Annotated in this window: 11 protein-coding genes and 3 pseudogenes; 7 read left to right on the forward strand and 7 right to left on the reverse strand. The window is 36.3% G+C overall.

What is annotated here, in order from left to right:
• Window positions 1-96: 96 nt before the first annotated feature.
• The gene (locus NSU19_RS18115) at window positions 97-1,479 is read right to left on the reverse strand and encodes an amino acid permease (protein ID WP_339197838.1); all 1,383 of its coding nucleotides are present in this window, start codon (window positions 1,477-1,479) and stop codon (window positions 97-99) included.
• 345 nt (window positions 1,480-1,824) lie between these two features.
• Between NSU19_RS18115 and NSU19_RS18120 the strand changes: the two genes are divergently transcribed.
• Both NSU19_RS18120 and NSU19_RS18125 read left to right on the forward strand, forming a co-directional pair.
• The gene (locus NSU19_RS18120; protein WP_339197841.1) at window positions 1,825-3,237 is read left to right on the forward strand and encodes a PLP-dependent aminotransferase family protein; all 1,413 of its coding nucleotides are present in this window, start codon (window positions 1,825-1,827) and stop codon (window positions 3,235-3,237) included.
• A gap of 259 nt (window positions 3,238-3,496) precedes the next feature.
• A pseudogene (locus NSU19_RS18125) lies at window positions 3,497-3,955 on the forward strand (4-hydroxythreonine-4-phosphate dehydrogenase PdxA); the annotation flags it as partial.
• Window positions 3,956-4,418: 463 nt separating this feature from the next.
• On the opposite strand, the pseudogene NSU19_RS18130 reads toward NSU19_RS18125, so the two are convergent.
• The 3 genes and pseudogenes from NSU19_RS18130 to NSU19_RS18140 form a co-directional block, all read right to left on the reverse strand.
• Window positions 4,419-5,255, reverse strand: a pseudogene (locus NSU19_RS18130) (MFS transporter); the annotation flags it as partial.
• Window positions 5,256-5,301: 46 nt separating this feature from the next.
• A pseudogene (locus NSU19_RS18135) lies at window positions 5,302-5,811 on the reverse strand (transcriptional regulator); the annotation flags it as partial.
• A 55-nt stretch (window positions 5,812-5,866) separates the two neighbouring features.
• On the reverse strand, window positions 5,867-6,064 hold the full coding sequence (locus tag NSU19_RS18140) for a LacI family DNA-binding transcriptional regulator (protein WP_339197844.1): 198 nt from the start codon (window positions 6,062-6,064) through the stop codon (window positions 5,867-5,869).
• 169 nt (window positions 6,065-6,233) lie between these two features.
• Here NSU19_RS18140 and NSU19_RS18145 point away from each other — a divergent pair, with 169 nt between their 5' ends.
• Entirely contained in the window at window positions 6,234-7,484 is a 1,251-nt protein-coding gene (locus NSU19_RS18145) for an IS4 family transposase (protein WP_339192832.1), read from the forward strand.
• Between the two features lie 688 nt (window positions 7,485-8,172).
• Window positions 8,173-8,871 (forward strand): lantibiotic protection ABC transporter ATP-binding protein, encoded by a 699-nt coding sequence (locus NSU19_RS18150; RefSeq protein WP_339197848.1) that lies wholly within the window; start codon window positions 8,173-8,175, stop codon window positions 8,869-8,871.
• 247 nt (window positions 8,872-9,118) lie between these two features.
• Here the strand turns inward: NSU19_RS18150 and NSU19_RS18155 are convergent, their stop codons facing one another.
• Window positions 9,119-10,321 (reverse strand): transposase, encoded by a 1,203-nt coding sequence (locus NSU19_RS18155; protein ID WP_339192838.1) that lies wholly within the window; start codon window positions 10,319-10,321, stop codon window positions 9,119-9,121.
• Between the two features lie 148 nt (window positions 10,322-10,469).
• On the opposite strand from NSU19_RS18155, the gene NSU19_RS18160 reads away from it, so the two are divergent.
• From NSU19_RS18160 to NSU19_RS18170, 3 genes are read left to right on the forward strand one after another with little or no spacing between them, the layout of a single operon-like run.
• The gene (locus NSU19_RS18160; protein WP_339200049.1) at window positions 10,470-11,111 is read left to right on the forward strand and encodes a lantibiotic immunity ABC transporter MutE/EpiE family permease subunit; all 642 of its coding nucleotides are present in this window, start codon (window positions 10,470-10,472) and stop codon (window positions 11,109-11,111) included.
• A gap of 1 nt (window position 11,112) precedes the next feature.
• The gene (locus NSU19_RS18165; protein WP_339197851.1) at window positions 11,113-11,901 is read left to right on the forward strand and encodes a lantibiotic immunity ABC transporter MutG family permease subunit; all 789 of its coding nucleotides are present in this window, start codon (window positions 11,113-11,115) and stop codon (window positions 11,899-11,901) included.
• 53 nt (window positions 11,902-11,954) lie between these two features.
• Entirely contained in the window at window positions 11,955-12,398 is a 444-nt protein-coding gene (locus NSU19_RS18170) for a NisI/SpaI family lantibiotic immunity lipoprotein (RefSeq protein WP_339197854.1), read from the forward strand.
• A 162-nt stretch (window positions 12,399-12,560) separates the two neighbouring features.
• Here NSU19_RS18170 and NSU19_RS18175 read toward each other — a convergent pair whose 3' ends face one another.
• Together NSU19_RS18175 and NSU19_RS18180 are read right to left on the reverse strand one after the other, a co-directional pair.
• On the reverse strand, window positions 12,561-13,994 hold the full coding sequence (locus NSU19_RS18175) for a HAMP domain-containing sensor histidine kinase (RefSeq protein ID WP_339197857.1): 1,434 nt from the start codon (window positions 13,992-13,994) through the stop codon (window positions 12,561-12,563).
• Window positions 13,981-14,682, reverse strand: coding sequence for a response regulator transcription factor (locus NSU19_RS18180; RefSeq protein ID WP_339197860.1), 702 nt, complete (start codon window positions 14,680-14,682; stop codon window positions 13,981-13,983). The genes NSU19_RS18175 and NSU19_RS18180 overlap by 14 nt, the downstream gene beginning before the upstream one ends.
• Window positions 14,683-15,339 lie beyond the last annotated feature (657 nt).

Genomic DNA, 15,339 nt, shown 5'->3' on the forward strand with positions numbered 1-15,339 from the left:
TATGGTAAAAACTTAAAATGCACACTGTTCTCATTTACCTTCCAATTCACTTTCTATATAAATTAGAAATCCTTCAAAGGGGATTCTCGTCAAAGGCTAAGTCGACGAGACATCTTTAAATTTTTTCACAGAGTCTTTTCTAGAACCAAACAGATACAAGATTGTTCCGATTCCATACCACCCAAACACAATTAACCATTCCATAGGCCAAACAAGCGCAGATGGCATTCCAGGTAAATAAAAAGTAATAAATATAATACTTAAAATTATGGCGATAACTCCAGTTAATTTCCAATTTCGTATCTTATATGGACGTTCTAAATCAGGTTCTGTTTTTCTAAGTTTCATAAATGAGATGGAAACAAGCATATAACCGATGACAATTCCAATGCCACCAGCATTTACAAACCAGTTTAAAGCTGAATGCCCTAAAAATGGTGCAAAAAAACCAAGTAATCCTAAAAAGATAATGCCATGTGTCGGTGTCTTATATTTTGGATGAATGTAAGCAAACCATTTTGGAATCATCCCTCTCTCCGCCATGGCAAATAAAATTCGACTTCCACCAATAATGAATGCATTCCAACTTGTCACGATTCCGGCAACCCCACCAATCACAAGAATTGTTCCAAACACTGGACTTCTAAATAGATTCGTCATTGCATCAGCAGTAGCAAGTCGGGTAACCTCGAGTTGAGACGGTGTTAATCCAACTGATACCCCATATGCAATTAAAATGTAGAAAACAATGGCCAGTATAATAGAAAAAATAAGTATCCTACCTATTACTTTTGGTGGTGCTTTTACTTCTGAAGCGATTTGCGGGATAACATCGAACCCTACAAATAGGAATGGAATCATGATAAGAACAGTCATCACTCCCCCCACTCCTTCTCCAAGAATTGAATTCGTATGCTCTGAACCTCCATTTGCAAATGCTCCAAAAACTAAAACTAAGCCTATTAAAATAACAGCAATAGTTAAAATATTTTGAAAAATAGCAGCCGGTTTAATTCCAAAATAATTCATCGATGTCAACAACAGCGAACCAAAGGATCCAATCAAAACCCAAGTTAAATAAATATCCCATCCTCCGAGATTCCATAAAAAGAGTTGGTGATCAACAGGAATTATATAATCAATGACGGTAGGTAATGCAACTGCCTCAAAGGTAATAACTGATACATATCCAAACAAGACACTCCATGCAGCAATATATCCCAACCTATCATTAAAGGCTCGCTGGACGAACACTAATCCACCGCCAGTTTCAGGTATTGCAGCTGCTAACTCTGCATAGGTCAGACCAATAAAAGTAACAAGCAGCCCACCAAACAAAAAGGCAATTGCCGTTCCTAGAAAACCTGCTTTACTTATCCAATCACCAGAAAGAACAACCCATCCCCATCCAAGCATTGCTCCAACAGAAAGAAATAGAACATCGGCTCTTGACATTGATTTTGAAAATTTATTACTCATTACTCTCACTCCCTTTTAAATTTATTAAGAAAGTATTATTATAAAACATTGTAGAAAACAAAAGCTTTGTTCCGTCACATACGAATACATAATTAGAAAATGCACATTTCTATAACCATCTCCACAGCTTTTGCATTAATAACGGAAATCGCATAGACTAAAAACAATTCTAAGGAAAAATAAAAGCCTGAATCCCCCTTACATTTTTATTTTCTTTTTATGTTACTATTTCTAACATCATTTATCCTGATAATTTACACTGATAATAAATAATATTATGATAAATATATTAAAAGAAAAGTACCAGTTTTCTGATTTTTCAGGTACCAGAGGGAGAGATAGATCATGATATTTTTTCAAATAGATAAAAAGGATAAGTCAAATCATATCTATCAACAAATTTATAAATCGTTAAAAGAAGCGATTTTAGAGAGAAAGATTCCTACCAATGAGAAATTGCCTTCCAAAAGAAAATTAGCAGAAAAATTAGGAGTGAGCATTAATTCGGTTTCAAATGCGTACGAGCAGCTCCTGGCTGAAGGATATATTTACGCAATTGAAAGAAAAGGCTACTATGTGGAAAATATTACACAGTTCAACAATCAAAAAGAGGCTAAAATGAACTTTCCAGATGATTTAAAAGAAGAATTCTCCAAGAAAGATGAGGGATGGCTTTCCTTATCACATATGACGGCTGACATCTCCATGTTCCCGTTTAAAGAATGGATGAAGTGTGAAAAAATAGCAATAAAAAATCACAAAAACGAACTTTCGGACATTTCTCATCCTCAAGGTCCTTACCTTGTGAGAAAAACCATCTCGCGTATGATTGCGCTTACACGCGGTGTTAAATGCGAACCAGAACAAGTGATTATCGGCCCCGGGACACAGCCCTTGTTACGTCAAGTGTTGGGCATGCAGAGGGAAAATATAAAAGCTGCAATTGAGAACCCTGGGTATTCTCGCATCTACCAATTATTAAAAGATATGAATTTTGAAGTTTTTCCAATCGATCTTGATAAAAAAGGAATAGACATCAAGAAAGTGGAAGCTTTGAATCCACATTTCCTTTTTATCACCCCGTCACACCAATTCCCGACCGGAATCATTATGCCTATTTCAAGAAGAATTGAACTTTTGAATTGGGCCTCGGCTTCTGAAGGAAGGTATATTGTAGAAGACGATTACGATAGCGAATTTAAATACGGAACGGACAATATTCCGTCGCTGCAAAGCCTAGATCGGAATCAACGCGTGATTTATGCAGGAACATTCTCCAAAACGATCATGCCAAGTTTCCGAATCAGTTATCTCGTTTTGCCTCCCGATTTATTAAGAGAGTACAAAAGACATTTTTCATATTGGATACAGGGAAGCAATACACTGAATTTATTTACGCTTCACTATTTTATTGAAAGCGGCGAGTACGCAAAACACGTCAAGCGCATGAACAATCACTATGAGATGAAAAGAGAAAATCTGATTAAGGAATTGAAATGGAAATTTCGAAATAGCATTAAGATTAAAAATGTGCCGGCAGGACTTCATTTCATTGCGGAATTCAAAACAGATAAAGGGTATAAAGAAATTGAAGAAAGAGCAAAAAAAGAAAAACTTGAAATATACTCCATGAAGAGGTTCAATTTACTAGGCAATATCGAAGAAGGAAAAAAAATTATTTTGGTTATCGGATTTGCCAATATAAAAAATGAAGACATACCAGTTGCCGTAGATAGATTGTACCGTGTTATTTATTAACTTTACATCGGACGAATAGCCGCTTTAGGAACAATGCCATAATGTTTTAAAATGATTCATCTTGGTTAAGAATGCTCAATTTCTATTTTCCGCTGTGACCTTTCCCCTTTCACTTATAATATCTGTCCGTAGTTAAAAGAGAACTATCAGCTTTTATACGCACAACCCATTTAAGAGCAAAAGAAATGATTTTATTTAAAATTTTTCGATCTGACATGACTAAATGGGGAAGGTTCTTAAAAGCCTTTTTTTCTTCTCCGATCGGACCTACAAAGTCATTAAACTGGCTCATGAAACGTTGACAAGAGCTGGAAAAGAAAACCCAAGCATCGCCGTGTGCGGCATCAACCCTCACGCTGGAGAAAACGGACTGTTTGGCAATGGAGAGGAAGAGGAAAAACTCATTCCCGGCATCCGAAAAGCACAAGTGGAAGGAATCAATGCAACCGGACCATATCCGGCAGATACATTATTTTACCGTGCGGTGCGCGGAGATTTTGATATTGTTGTCGCTTGCTACCATGACCAAGGGCACGCCCCTATTAAAGTGCTGGGGCTGGAAGCCGGAGTAAACATCACCGTCGGCCTCAAAGGCGGTATCATCCGCACATCTGTCGACCATGGAACAGCCTTTGATATCGCAGGAAAAAATCTGGCGGACGAACGCAGCATGCTCGAAGCCATTCGCGCCGCTGTCGAACTGGCTCCGAAAGTTTAAACACCAACCTTTTTGCTTTATTTATCTGTTTTTGGCAATTAAAAAATGTATGAATGACAAAATACGAATATTCCATTCCCTGTATAAAATTTTAGGTCTATATCGCTTGACACGGAGCTTCTGCGGACATGTTTCCTAGCGAAAGGAGCGAGCGCCAATCCTTGCTTCGCAAGGCATCAAGCCTAACATGTCCGCCACTCCATGTAAAATTTCTATTCGGATCATTTATGCTAAATAAGCAGTATGCTCAGATATGGTTGTTCATCTACTTGACCTTAATTTTTGTCCGGTTAAGTCAATTCATTTTAGAACCAATTTTTAAAATAAGTTCTTCATAAATTTTTAGCGATGAGGCAACAAGAAAGACGAACAAGAGCGCCCAGATGGCGGCTGGTAGTTATTTCTGTTTCCATGATTTCAATGACGGAATAGCTTTCGGCAATGTCCTCCTTAAAACCTCTCATCAGCTTTTCGGCGCGGCAGGCTTCTGTGGCTTTACCTTCAGCAAAAAGAAAATGCCAAGGAGCACCATCATCAAAAGCGATCCCATCGCCAACCGATTGGCAATGTTTCCATATGAATGAAAAAGGAGGGTAATGCTTCCATAAATCGCTGGACCAATGATGGCTGACACTTTTCCAGAAAAAGCGAACAGTCCGAAAAATTGCCCTTGCTTATCTGGCGGGGAAAGTTCGACTATATATGTTCTCGAAGTGACCCACATCGCTCCTAAACTGACGCCGAACAAACTCCCAGCAATCCAAAAAGATAGCTTGGAAAAAGCAAGCACCCCTATCGCCAGTGCGATGCACATCACGATGCCGACATACAAAACCGCTTTTTTGGCTCCCTTGCTTCTCGTAATATAGCCAAAAAGAAAGGAACCGATAATACTCGAAACTGTGGAGACTAAATATAAAAGGATGAACTCCCCTGCCGTAAACCCGGCAATGACTTTGGCATAAACGGACATGATGGCGATCGTCGTCGCCACCGCATCATTCAAAAAGAAATAAGCAATCATGAAAGTAAAAATGTTTTGATACTTTTTCATTTCTTTCAATGTTGCATAAATATCCCGATAACCTGCAAAAAATCCGGCCTTTCGCTTTAAGGCATCGGCTTTTTCGGCTTCTTCTTTGACAAAGAAAAACAGCGGGAAAGAAAAGAGGAGAAACAAAAGGGCGCTTGGAATAAAAGCCCGATAGTAATCCATTTCTCCAACAAACGGATACACAGCGAGCCCGACAAGCGTTCCGACATATCCGACAGCAACGCCAAAACCGGAGATAAGCGGTATTTAGAGCATGCAGTGCGCCAATTGCCATTGGATCGCTTCCGATAATAAAAGCCGTCGGCAGGCTTCCTTTCTTAATCGCCTGTTTCATGATCTTGTAACCTTCACTCGTCAGCCAGTCGGCAATGTATACATTTTCTTCCTTGAATAGTTTTCTTTCTTTCATGATTTTTTCAAACGTTTCTATTCTCGGATCGCGATTTTCAGACTTGCTCAAATTGTCGAGAGTTTTAATTTGCTGCACCCCGCCGATATAGCCGATATTTTGATGATTTAATTGAAATAAATAGTCAAGCACTTTGGCGGTGGCTTTCTTAAAATCTGAAATCACGACATCATATTTTACATGCGAGTCATTCGGGTCATAATCAATAAAGACGACATTAGAATTATGGTTATAAAATTCCTCCAAATTTTCGATATCTAAAGAGCCGATGACAATAATGCCGTCCAAGTTGCTCAGTTTTGAGGGATCACCATTGCTGTTTACCCGGTAAATCGTCGAAATTTCCATCCCAAGATCTTGGCAAGTTTTTTCGCATCCAACTCGAATGGACATAAAATAAGGATCGTTATACTCATATTCTTCGGAATATATGATGACAAACCCAATATTAAAAGATTTTTTTCCCTTCTACCGGAAGTTTTTTCGTTTTTTTCCGCAGAGGTGTATAGTCCAATTGTTTTGCCGTATCCAAAATACGTTTTCTCGTATCCTCGGCCACAGATAATGTCGGGTCATTATTCAATACTCTTGATACAGTGGCAGTTGAAACATTTGCCAGCTTCGCAATATCTTTAATTGTCGCCATCTCCACAACCTCATTCTAAACATATTTTTTACCAGTAGCATTGCATTAAGTTAATTTTAATTTGTCAAGCCCAATTTTATGTTAAATTTCATCTTTTTGGATATAAAAAAACTCCTTATAATTAGGATTGGCAGTCCTATCCAAATCCTAAGAATAAGGAGAAACCATTATGGATAAGAATACCACAGAATCCACAATAAATGAACTATTTAAAGAGATCGATCCAATAACTTTTTCAAAACTAATTAATGTGATTGACGTTGACAAATACATTAAAAAATTAACGGCGTATAAGTTTTTACAACTTTGTATCATCGCTCAGTTAAACGAATTGGAAAGCTTAACAAAATTGGCCAAACATTTGAAAGACAAGGAAGAGTTGCAGACATATCTGGAATTTGATGCAATTAGTACTTCGCAACTTTCTCGCAAATTAGGCCAATTATCCCCTCAACTGTTTGAAAAAGTATTTAAATATCTGGTCTTAAAGATCCAAGGGCAAATGAAAAATGCCCCGATCATCCGAAACATTGGTCGTCTTCTGGTCATTGATTCTACCACGATGAGCATGAGTTTGAGCCAATATCCATGGGCAACTTTTCGTAAGACAAAGGCTGGTGTTCGACTCCATTTAAAGGTTGTTGTAACGAAGGATATCACTGTTCCGGATCAAGGGATTATCTTACCCGCGAAACATGCCGATCGCACACAGATGGACGAACTCATTGAAATCGATCCAAATGCGATTTACTTGTTTGATCGAGGGTATGTCGATTACAAACAGTTCGACCGCTTATGCCGAGAAGGGGTGCGATTCATTACCCGGCTTAAAAAGAACGCAGAGATTGAAGTTTTATCGGAACGGATTCCCAATCCAGAACGTTTGATTTATAGGGATCAGATTGTCATTTTAGGAAATGACCGTAATCATACCAAAATGACTCATCCTCTCCGATTGATCGAAACGGTCGACAGCGAAGGGAATCCCGTGATCATCATAACCAATTGCTTTGATCTTTCTGCGGAAGAGATTGCAGATTTATACCGATATCGCTGGAAGATAGAGACCTTCTTTAAATGGATGAAACAGCACCTTAAGATAAAAAGATTTTATGGAAAAAGTCAAAATGCCGTTTACAATCAAATTTGGATCGCCCTAATCACCTATTGCTTACAGGCCATGCTCCAATTAAAAGTGAATCACGATGGTCCTTTATTAGAGATCAAGCGAACTTTACAGAATCTGCTTTTTAAAGGTTTTGACTGTTTTGTTCGCTCCCTTTTTAAAAAGCCAATTCGAACGTCCAACGGTCGGAAAAAATACCATTGGGAAAAAGATTTTGAAACCATCGTGTACCAATTTGAAGAAGGGGAGGTGGAACACCTAGACGATTTAGTTTATGATCCAATGTTTCTGTAATATATTACCAAATTGTGGAAATGGACTGCCGATTAAGACGTCATTGTCCTTTTAAGCTTGCTTAGAAAGATTGTATGTCTGAATATTCAGTTACATGAAATAACTGGAATTTTTATTGAGCTTGACAAACATTAAATTTTTTTATGCAACGCTACTGATTTTTTACTAAATTTTTCTGTCATTTTACCAAAATTTTAATTTACAAACAATAAAAAAGTCCGCGAAAGTGGGTAATTCTATTGCTGCACATTTTCCCTGAAAAATGCAAAAAAGAATGCCTGAACATGTTTTTTGTTTTAATGGAGCCTTGGAAAATGCTTTTCAATAGCTTAACCCACCTTGTTGATCAGAGACGATTACGCTTATGGGTTCCCTATGTTTCAGCCTTTCAAAAAACTTATGAACTATCCAATCGTTTTAAACAATCGGCCAATTTAGAATGCCAGCTTCTTAGCAGCCATTCAATAAAGGGCCTAAACGGATAGTTTAAAAAATAACAAATAATCGCCTTATAAAATCTTTATAATTGGAAGTTACACTTTCATTACGAGATTCATGAAATGTTTGAATCATAGGAAGTTGAATCGTGATTGTCTTTTGAAACTGGAGTAAACATTGAAACAGCCACCTTTTTGTTTCAGCAACACACACCTCTTTAAAGTTTCTTCAAGAGAAAGGGGAATCGAAAATGGAGAAATACATTTTGAAAACTCACCATTTGAGTAAATCTTTTGGCAAACAGTTAGCGGCAGACAATGTTTCTTTAAAGGTGAAAACAAACACGATCTATGGACTGCTCGGGCCAAATGGAGCCGGAAAATCAACGACTTTAAAACTGTTAACAGGGCTTTTACATCCCACATCTGGCGAAATTATATTTAACGGTCATCGATGGAGCAGAAAAGATCTTAAAGACATAGGTGTACTTATTGAATCACCGGGTCTTTATGGCAATTTGACCGCTTATGAGAATCTACTTGTTCATACAAAGGTACTAAATTTACCAGAGTCAAGGATACAAGAAGTGCTGAAAATAGTTGGTTTAGAAAATACCGGTAAAAAGAAAGTATCGCAATTTTCGTTTGGCATGAAGCAAAGATTAGGTATTGCTAAAGCACTTTTAAATCATCCAAAGCTTCTTATTCTCGATGAGCCAACAAACGGGCTTGATCCACTAGGTATACAAGAATTGCGCAAGCTTATAAGATCCTTCCCATTGCACGGAATGACTGTCATTTTATCAAGTCATATCTTATCAGAAGTGGAACAATTAGCAGATCATATTGGCATCATTCATCATGGAAAACTCAAATATCAAGGTGAAATCGAGAAAAATAAAGATTTAGAAAAATTGTTTATGGAAGTAGTCAGTGAAAAAACGAAATAGGGAGGAAATGAAATAATGCTCAATATGATACAGTCAGAAAATTTAAAATATAAACGTACATTTACAAAAAAAATTGTATATATTTCTCCTTTCTTTTTTATATTGAGCATTTTGCAAAATTAGATTTTTTGGATAAAAGTATAAAAAATAAAGCACTCGGCAAATAGCTACCAGCATGTTATTTTACAAAATATTACAATAATCTTGTTTTCGGGCATACCTACAGAATTTTTCACATTGAATTTTTTTAAGCGGCTTTCTTCCCTTTATTTTCCTTTGCCATCGCTAGCGCTGAAACAAGTAATACAATAGCGTTCAGGTAAATATGGGTCTTTACTTTTTCAATTCCCCATACATGTAGGGAGTTCGCCGTAAGGTAGCTTTTCATTCTTGAATTACAGCGTTCTACACTTGTCCTCTCGTTGTAAAGCTCTTTCCAACGTTTTGTATCACGGTGCGGATTGGAATATCGGCGCACATCCTTTTTGATGTCGACTTTTACCACCATTCCATAGTTGGAAGATGAACAGGCTGCCATTCCTAATGGGCAATCCACTTTGCCGGTTGCGTGAGGACATCTGAACTTGAGCTGGTCCTTATCAGCTCCCCAATAAGTCATTTCATAACCCATGGAACAACGCGGAGTTCCATTGGAAGAAATCCCTTCAGGAGGCTCTTTTTCGTTGCGCAAATTGAGCGGGATAATGGCTTGCGCTCCAATGTTTTTGGCTGATTCATAGTTTTTTAGTTGGTCATATCCGCCATCCATGATCAGAAATTCAATTTTGGATTTGGTACGCTCTGCCACTTGCTCTATTAATTCTGGTGCGACTTCTCCATCGTTCACATGGGCAGGGGTTACTTTTATGGCTATTGGCAGTTCGCTTGCGGTATCGACTGAAAGATGCATCTTATAGCCAAACCAGGTAATTTTATTGCCGAAGGAATCATATTTTGCGCCCCAATTGGCATTACCCGTTTGTTCACTACGCTTTTTGGGCTGTTTCTTTTCATAGGCATCAATGGCGGCACTGTCGATGGCCTGGTGGCTGCCGTCAATTATTCCTTCCTCCTGAGCTAACTGTACCAAGTCAAGGAAGATCTTTTCAGCCAGCTTTTTTTTGGTAAGTGCCGCAAAAACCCGGCTGAGAGTGGAGATAGACGGTGCGGGGCGATCAATCGATAAACCGCATTGATAACGGAAACGAAGGTCTTTATCCAATCGATGATGAAGGGCGGTAAAGGTGTCGATGCCTTCGAGTGGGGCAGCGATGAGAGCCCTTAGAATCCCTTCTCTGGAATGACCGTCAGCCCCTCGGGGTGAAGAACTTCTCAACTGTTTAGCATAAGGGCGTAAATCAAGCGAGCTAAAAAAGATAGGTAATTTCTCTTTTGACTCTAATTTTTGCAGTTCTTCAAAGGAAAATAGGCTTTCTTGTAGAATATACAAAGTGACTTCCTCCTTTTGAATTTTTGTGGTTTCGTCACTTCAAAAATTCTACATTTTAGGGGTGAAGTCCTTTTTTATGTCTTTGAAATCCTTATGGCTCTTGGGTCAAAAAATATGCAAAATGCTCATATTATATGCCATTCTTACAATGCCTACTATTCATTCAAAATATAATTATTTCGAATATACAGTATTCAATTGGTGGCCATTACTATTTATGCCGTTAGGGACAGCCTTGATATCTTCACTTTCTGCAATGAGGGAAAAAAAGTCAGGAAACTACAGAGTTTTACGATGTCATGATATGAGTTTAACACATATGTGGTTCAGTAAAATCATTGTGATTGCCCTATATACATTGTTATCATCTATTGAACTCATCTTCTTATTGTTCATATTAAAATTTTTTCTTCCTAACAGCATTACATCAGCAGTTGTAGTAATACAAGCAAGTCTTGCAGTTTGGGTCACATCTTTGGCATACATCCCTATAGGCTTGTTTTTGGCAGAACGATTCGGAACAGCGGTTTCTATTATTGTTAGTGTTTTAGGCATCGTCATAGGAGTAGTGATGGCCTCAGAACCTTATTGGATTTATATTCCGTGGAGCTGGGGAATGAGGCTAATGTCTCCTATTGTAGGTGTTCATCCAAATGGAACCCCGCTGGAAACAGGAAGTCCATTGTTAAATTCTTCTGTTATTCCAATGGGAATTGTCGTCTCGATTGTATTTTTTATTTTGCTGTCATTTGCGACAGCGATTTGGTTTTCTAAAAAAGAGGTGAACTGAATTGTCTTTTCTTCAAGTTCTATCTTCCGAATGGATAAAGACGAAGCGAACGGCGATTAGACTTATCGTGTTTGTCACACCAATCGTTTATCCAGTTTGTATGTTATGGTATTTTTCTAAATACAGTAATCCTTCATCATGGCAAATTAAGATATATAGCGGCTTTTTCGAGGTGTTAACAGTCTCTATACCTATCATTGTCTCTCTACTTACAGGTCTTATATCGTTTCAGGAAGAAAAATCAGGAAATTTTATCGGCCTGTTAGCAGAACCAGTTTCAAGAGCAAAACTTTATATGAGTAAACTAGTTTTGCTGATTTTATCAGCAATCATGGATATATTCTTGGCCACTTTCCTTATGCTGTTAGGGATGAGTTATATATTACATGTAGACGATGTTCATTACGGATTATTTTGGCAAGGTGCACTGTTATCAGTGATTGGCTCGCTTTTTCTTTTTTCAATGCATATATTTATTAGCTTTGCATATGGGATGGGAGCGTCTATAGCTATTGGAGGGGGCGGTTTCCTTATTTCAGCTATCATTGGAGCAACCGTTGTTGGGGATGACATGTGGCCATTTATACCTTGGGCTTGGGCTGTTAGACTTGCAAAAATCCCCATATTGTTGATGCCTGAAGCAAAGCTTGCTAATGGAATACAGCCATCAGAGCTCTTTCTTCAAGAACTGATGAAAGGCATGATACCGGCGATTATATGTTTTGTGTTCGCAACAATCGGCGGAATAATATGGTTTAATCGATGGGAAGGAAACAAATCATATGAATAATAACAAAAACAATCTTGTAAAGCACGATGAAGCAGGAAAGGAGAAAATATGCATTGAAAAGAAAAAATTCTATATTTTCCCTTTTATTGATCGTTTCAATTTTTTTGGGAGGTTGTTCGCTTATAAGCGAGTTAAAACATACCGCAACAAAAAATATGGCGATTGATAAAAAACTACCGATATATGAATTAAACAAACAAAATTTTAAGGAAATAAGCTATAAAGATAAGACTTATATTATCCAAGAATCTGTCATTAAGCCTAGTTATTTACAAGAACCTATTGGGAGAGTTTCCGAAAGTATTACAATTAATGAAGAACATGAAATATTAAGCAAAAAAGAACTTAGAAAAGTTGAAGTTCTTCCAAATAAAAAAGAAGAAAAAAGATTTCATTATAACTTTGGCTGGGTATACAGCATAAAAAATACAAACCCAGACGAAGAAATAGCAGTTGTCGTGAATAACCAATATCGTGTGGCAAAAATGCAAAAATAAAATTCGCCACAAAAAGGTGGAATCAAGAGCGACGATAGAATGAATTGATTTTCTATATGGACAAAAAAGATGGAAAAATGAGCGCAAGCGCCGCATGAATAATGGGATTTAGAGTCAAAATTCAAGAAGGAAGCCGAAAACATTAAGCGTTATTGAAACTTATTACAAATTTATGATATTTTCCTGTTCCTTTATATAAAACTCTACTGTCGCTCCACCTTTTTCGTTATTATAAGCCAAAATCTCTCCACCAAAATTGTTAACAATTTTTTTCGAGATATAAAGGCCTAAACCGATATGATTTTTGTATTGTTCATCTTGATAAAATGCCTCGAACAACATGGACGCATCCTTTTGTTTAAATCCGATTCCTGTATCCATACATTTAAAGAAAATTTTATTGCTCTCATCACCTAGTTCATCATGTACCTCAAGTTTAATTTCTCCATTCGTTGTAAATCTCAGGCTGTTATATAAAATATTATCTAAGACCCTCATTAACATTGACTCATCAAGTAAATAAAATTGTTTACTTAAATTGATATCAAACTTAATATCTAAGTTCCTTTTATTATAGGCCACTGCTGATATTTCTTGCTTTTTCTCTATAAGCATTTTATTCAAATCCAATTTCTTAATATTTAATAAAAAATTCGCCTTTTCTACTTTATATAACAGCGATAAATTATCTGTAAGCATGACCATCTTATTACAATTATTACGAATAATATCTAGATGGGGAATGATATCAAAATCATCATGGTTCTTCAAATCAGCAATCAAATCCATTTGTCCTTGGATCACCGTTAAAGGGGTTCTTATGTCATGGGCAATTGATGACATCATCATCTTGCGTTCATCATCTAACTTTGATAGATTTTCAATGGTTTCTTTCAGTGCGTTGATCATTGTATTAAAAGAATTTTGTATTTTGATAAATTCCCATCTTTTAAGCCCGTGCACCTGAAAGTCAAAATCACCATTCGAAATCTTCTCTGCAGCCTGAAGCAATACTTTGATATTATTAAATAATGACTTATATAGTTTAGATGTAAATAAAATCAAATAAATAATAAAAAATATTAACGGCGAGATCAGCAGCAAAATATAAATCAATACCACTCCGGGATTATCCTTTATATTATTAATTAAGAACCCAAAAGGAGCCTTTATGACATAGACAGCTTGGATAGAGTTATTATGCTGAACAGGTACATATCTATAAACATACTTTCCTTTTACAATCTCATGATTTATGACTTTGCTGAAATTTATTTTATTTTCTACAACCCCCTTATCCCCATACATATGATTACCGTTGATATCCAAAACTTCACCTTGGATGTTTTCATGATAGGACTTTAAATCAATTAATTGTCCTTTTAAAATTGATGATGAATTTTCTTCGATCTTTTTTTCAATTAAATCTATATACTTAACATAATAGTTAGACGGTTTGATGGTATTGTTGTTTGTTATCACAAATATCAACAGAAATAAGCATATATATGTGATAAGCGTTGATATAAAGGTTGATAGGAAGACCTTAACAACCAATAAATAAAAATCTCTTTTTATCGTTTTATCCTTTTTCATATGTCACATCCCATTTATATCCTAATCCATATAGCGTTTTAATATAAGAATGTTCCGGATCTAAAGAGCGAATTTTCTTTCTAATATTTTTGATACTCTCTGTAACTGTTTCTAATTGACTTTCTGAATCGAATCCCCATACGCTTTCAAAAATTCTTTCTTTAGAAAAAACCATATTCTTATTCAACATTAATAGTTTAATGATTTCATACTCTTTTTTTGTTAAATGTAATTTAACACCTTTACAAAAAATTTCATTAGCTAAAAGATCTATAGTAATATTTTTAGAGCTTAGAAGATGCCTTTCATTCGATCTTATTCGCTCTTCTCGTCTTAAATGGCAATCTATTCTAGCCTTTAATTCCTTTAAGCTAAAGGGTTTACTAATATAGTCATCTCCACCTACTGAAAGAGCTTGAATCTTATCTTCTTCTAACGTTTTTGCACTTACAAATATGATAGGACAATCCAAACTGTCACGGATCATGCTACACAATTCCATTCCATCAATGCCTTCCATCATAATATCCAATATAATTAAATCAAAATTATTATTGATAATCTGCAATGCCTCATTCCCGCTATGAACAGTTTCAACAAAGTAATTATAAAGCTCTAGGTATTGTTTTATTGTAAGGCAAATATCTTCATTATCATCAACCACTAAGATTCTCTTTTTTTTATTCATTATCCCCACCACCTATATGAATTCTTGGAATAATTCGGGACAATATAAAAAATAATGATGTAACCGAATAGAAACTCGAAGTTATCTGTCTTAATGGCAAATAACAACATTCCATTCCCTATATAAATTGAGAATCTAAAGTTTTTCTAATGTTTTTGGAAATTTTTTATTGCAATTGAAAAGTGCAGAAAAATGCAATGAACATGCGAATGTTTGCTGCCATATTAATTCCTTTTAATATCACACGAAGACAGCAAATGTTAGGTAAACTCACATATCAAAATATTTTAAAATTTCAAAGAGTTTTTAGAGGTTTTTTAGGAGTGAAGGAAACGATTTTAAAAAAAGTGAATCTAATGGAAGAATGGTTAAGATAATTATTGTTGCGGATGCATCGAAATAAGAAAAATTACTTGTCGACGTTTATGAAGACAGGGAAATATAAATTAGGGATGGAGGCAGCTTGTTTAAAACAAAGACCTTGATGCTATAATCAAACCTCTTGTAAAGTGCAAAATAAAAATTCAGAGTTTTGCAAAGAAATACACAGGTCTGAACTGTCGCCAAGTGCAAACAATGATCCGAAATGAGGATCGAAGGAAGCGAATTCCCTCCCTTTCGCTGATCATACCTTTAGTCCCTCAACACTCTCTCAGC

The sequence above is a fragment of the Aeribacillus sp. FSL k6-2211 genome (assembly GCF_037966125.1).
GTDB classification, from domain to species: Bacteria; Bacillota; Bacilli; order Bacillales; family Aeribacillaceae; genus Aeribacillus; species Aeribacillus composti.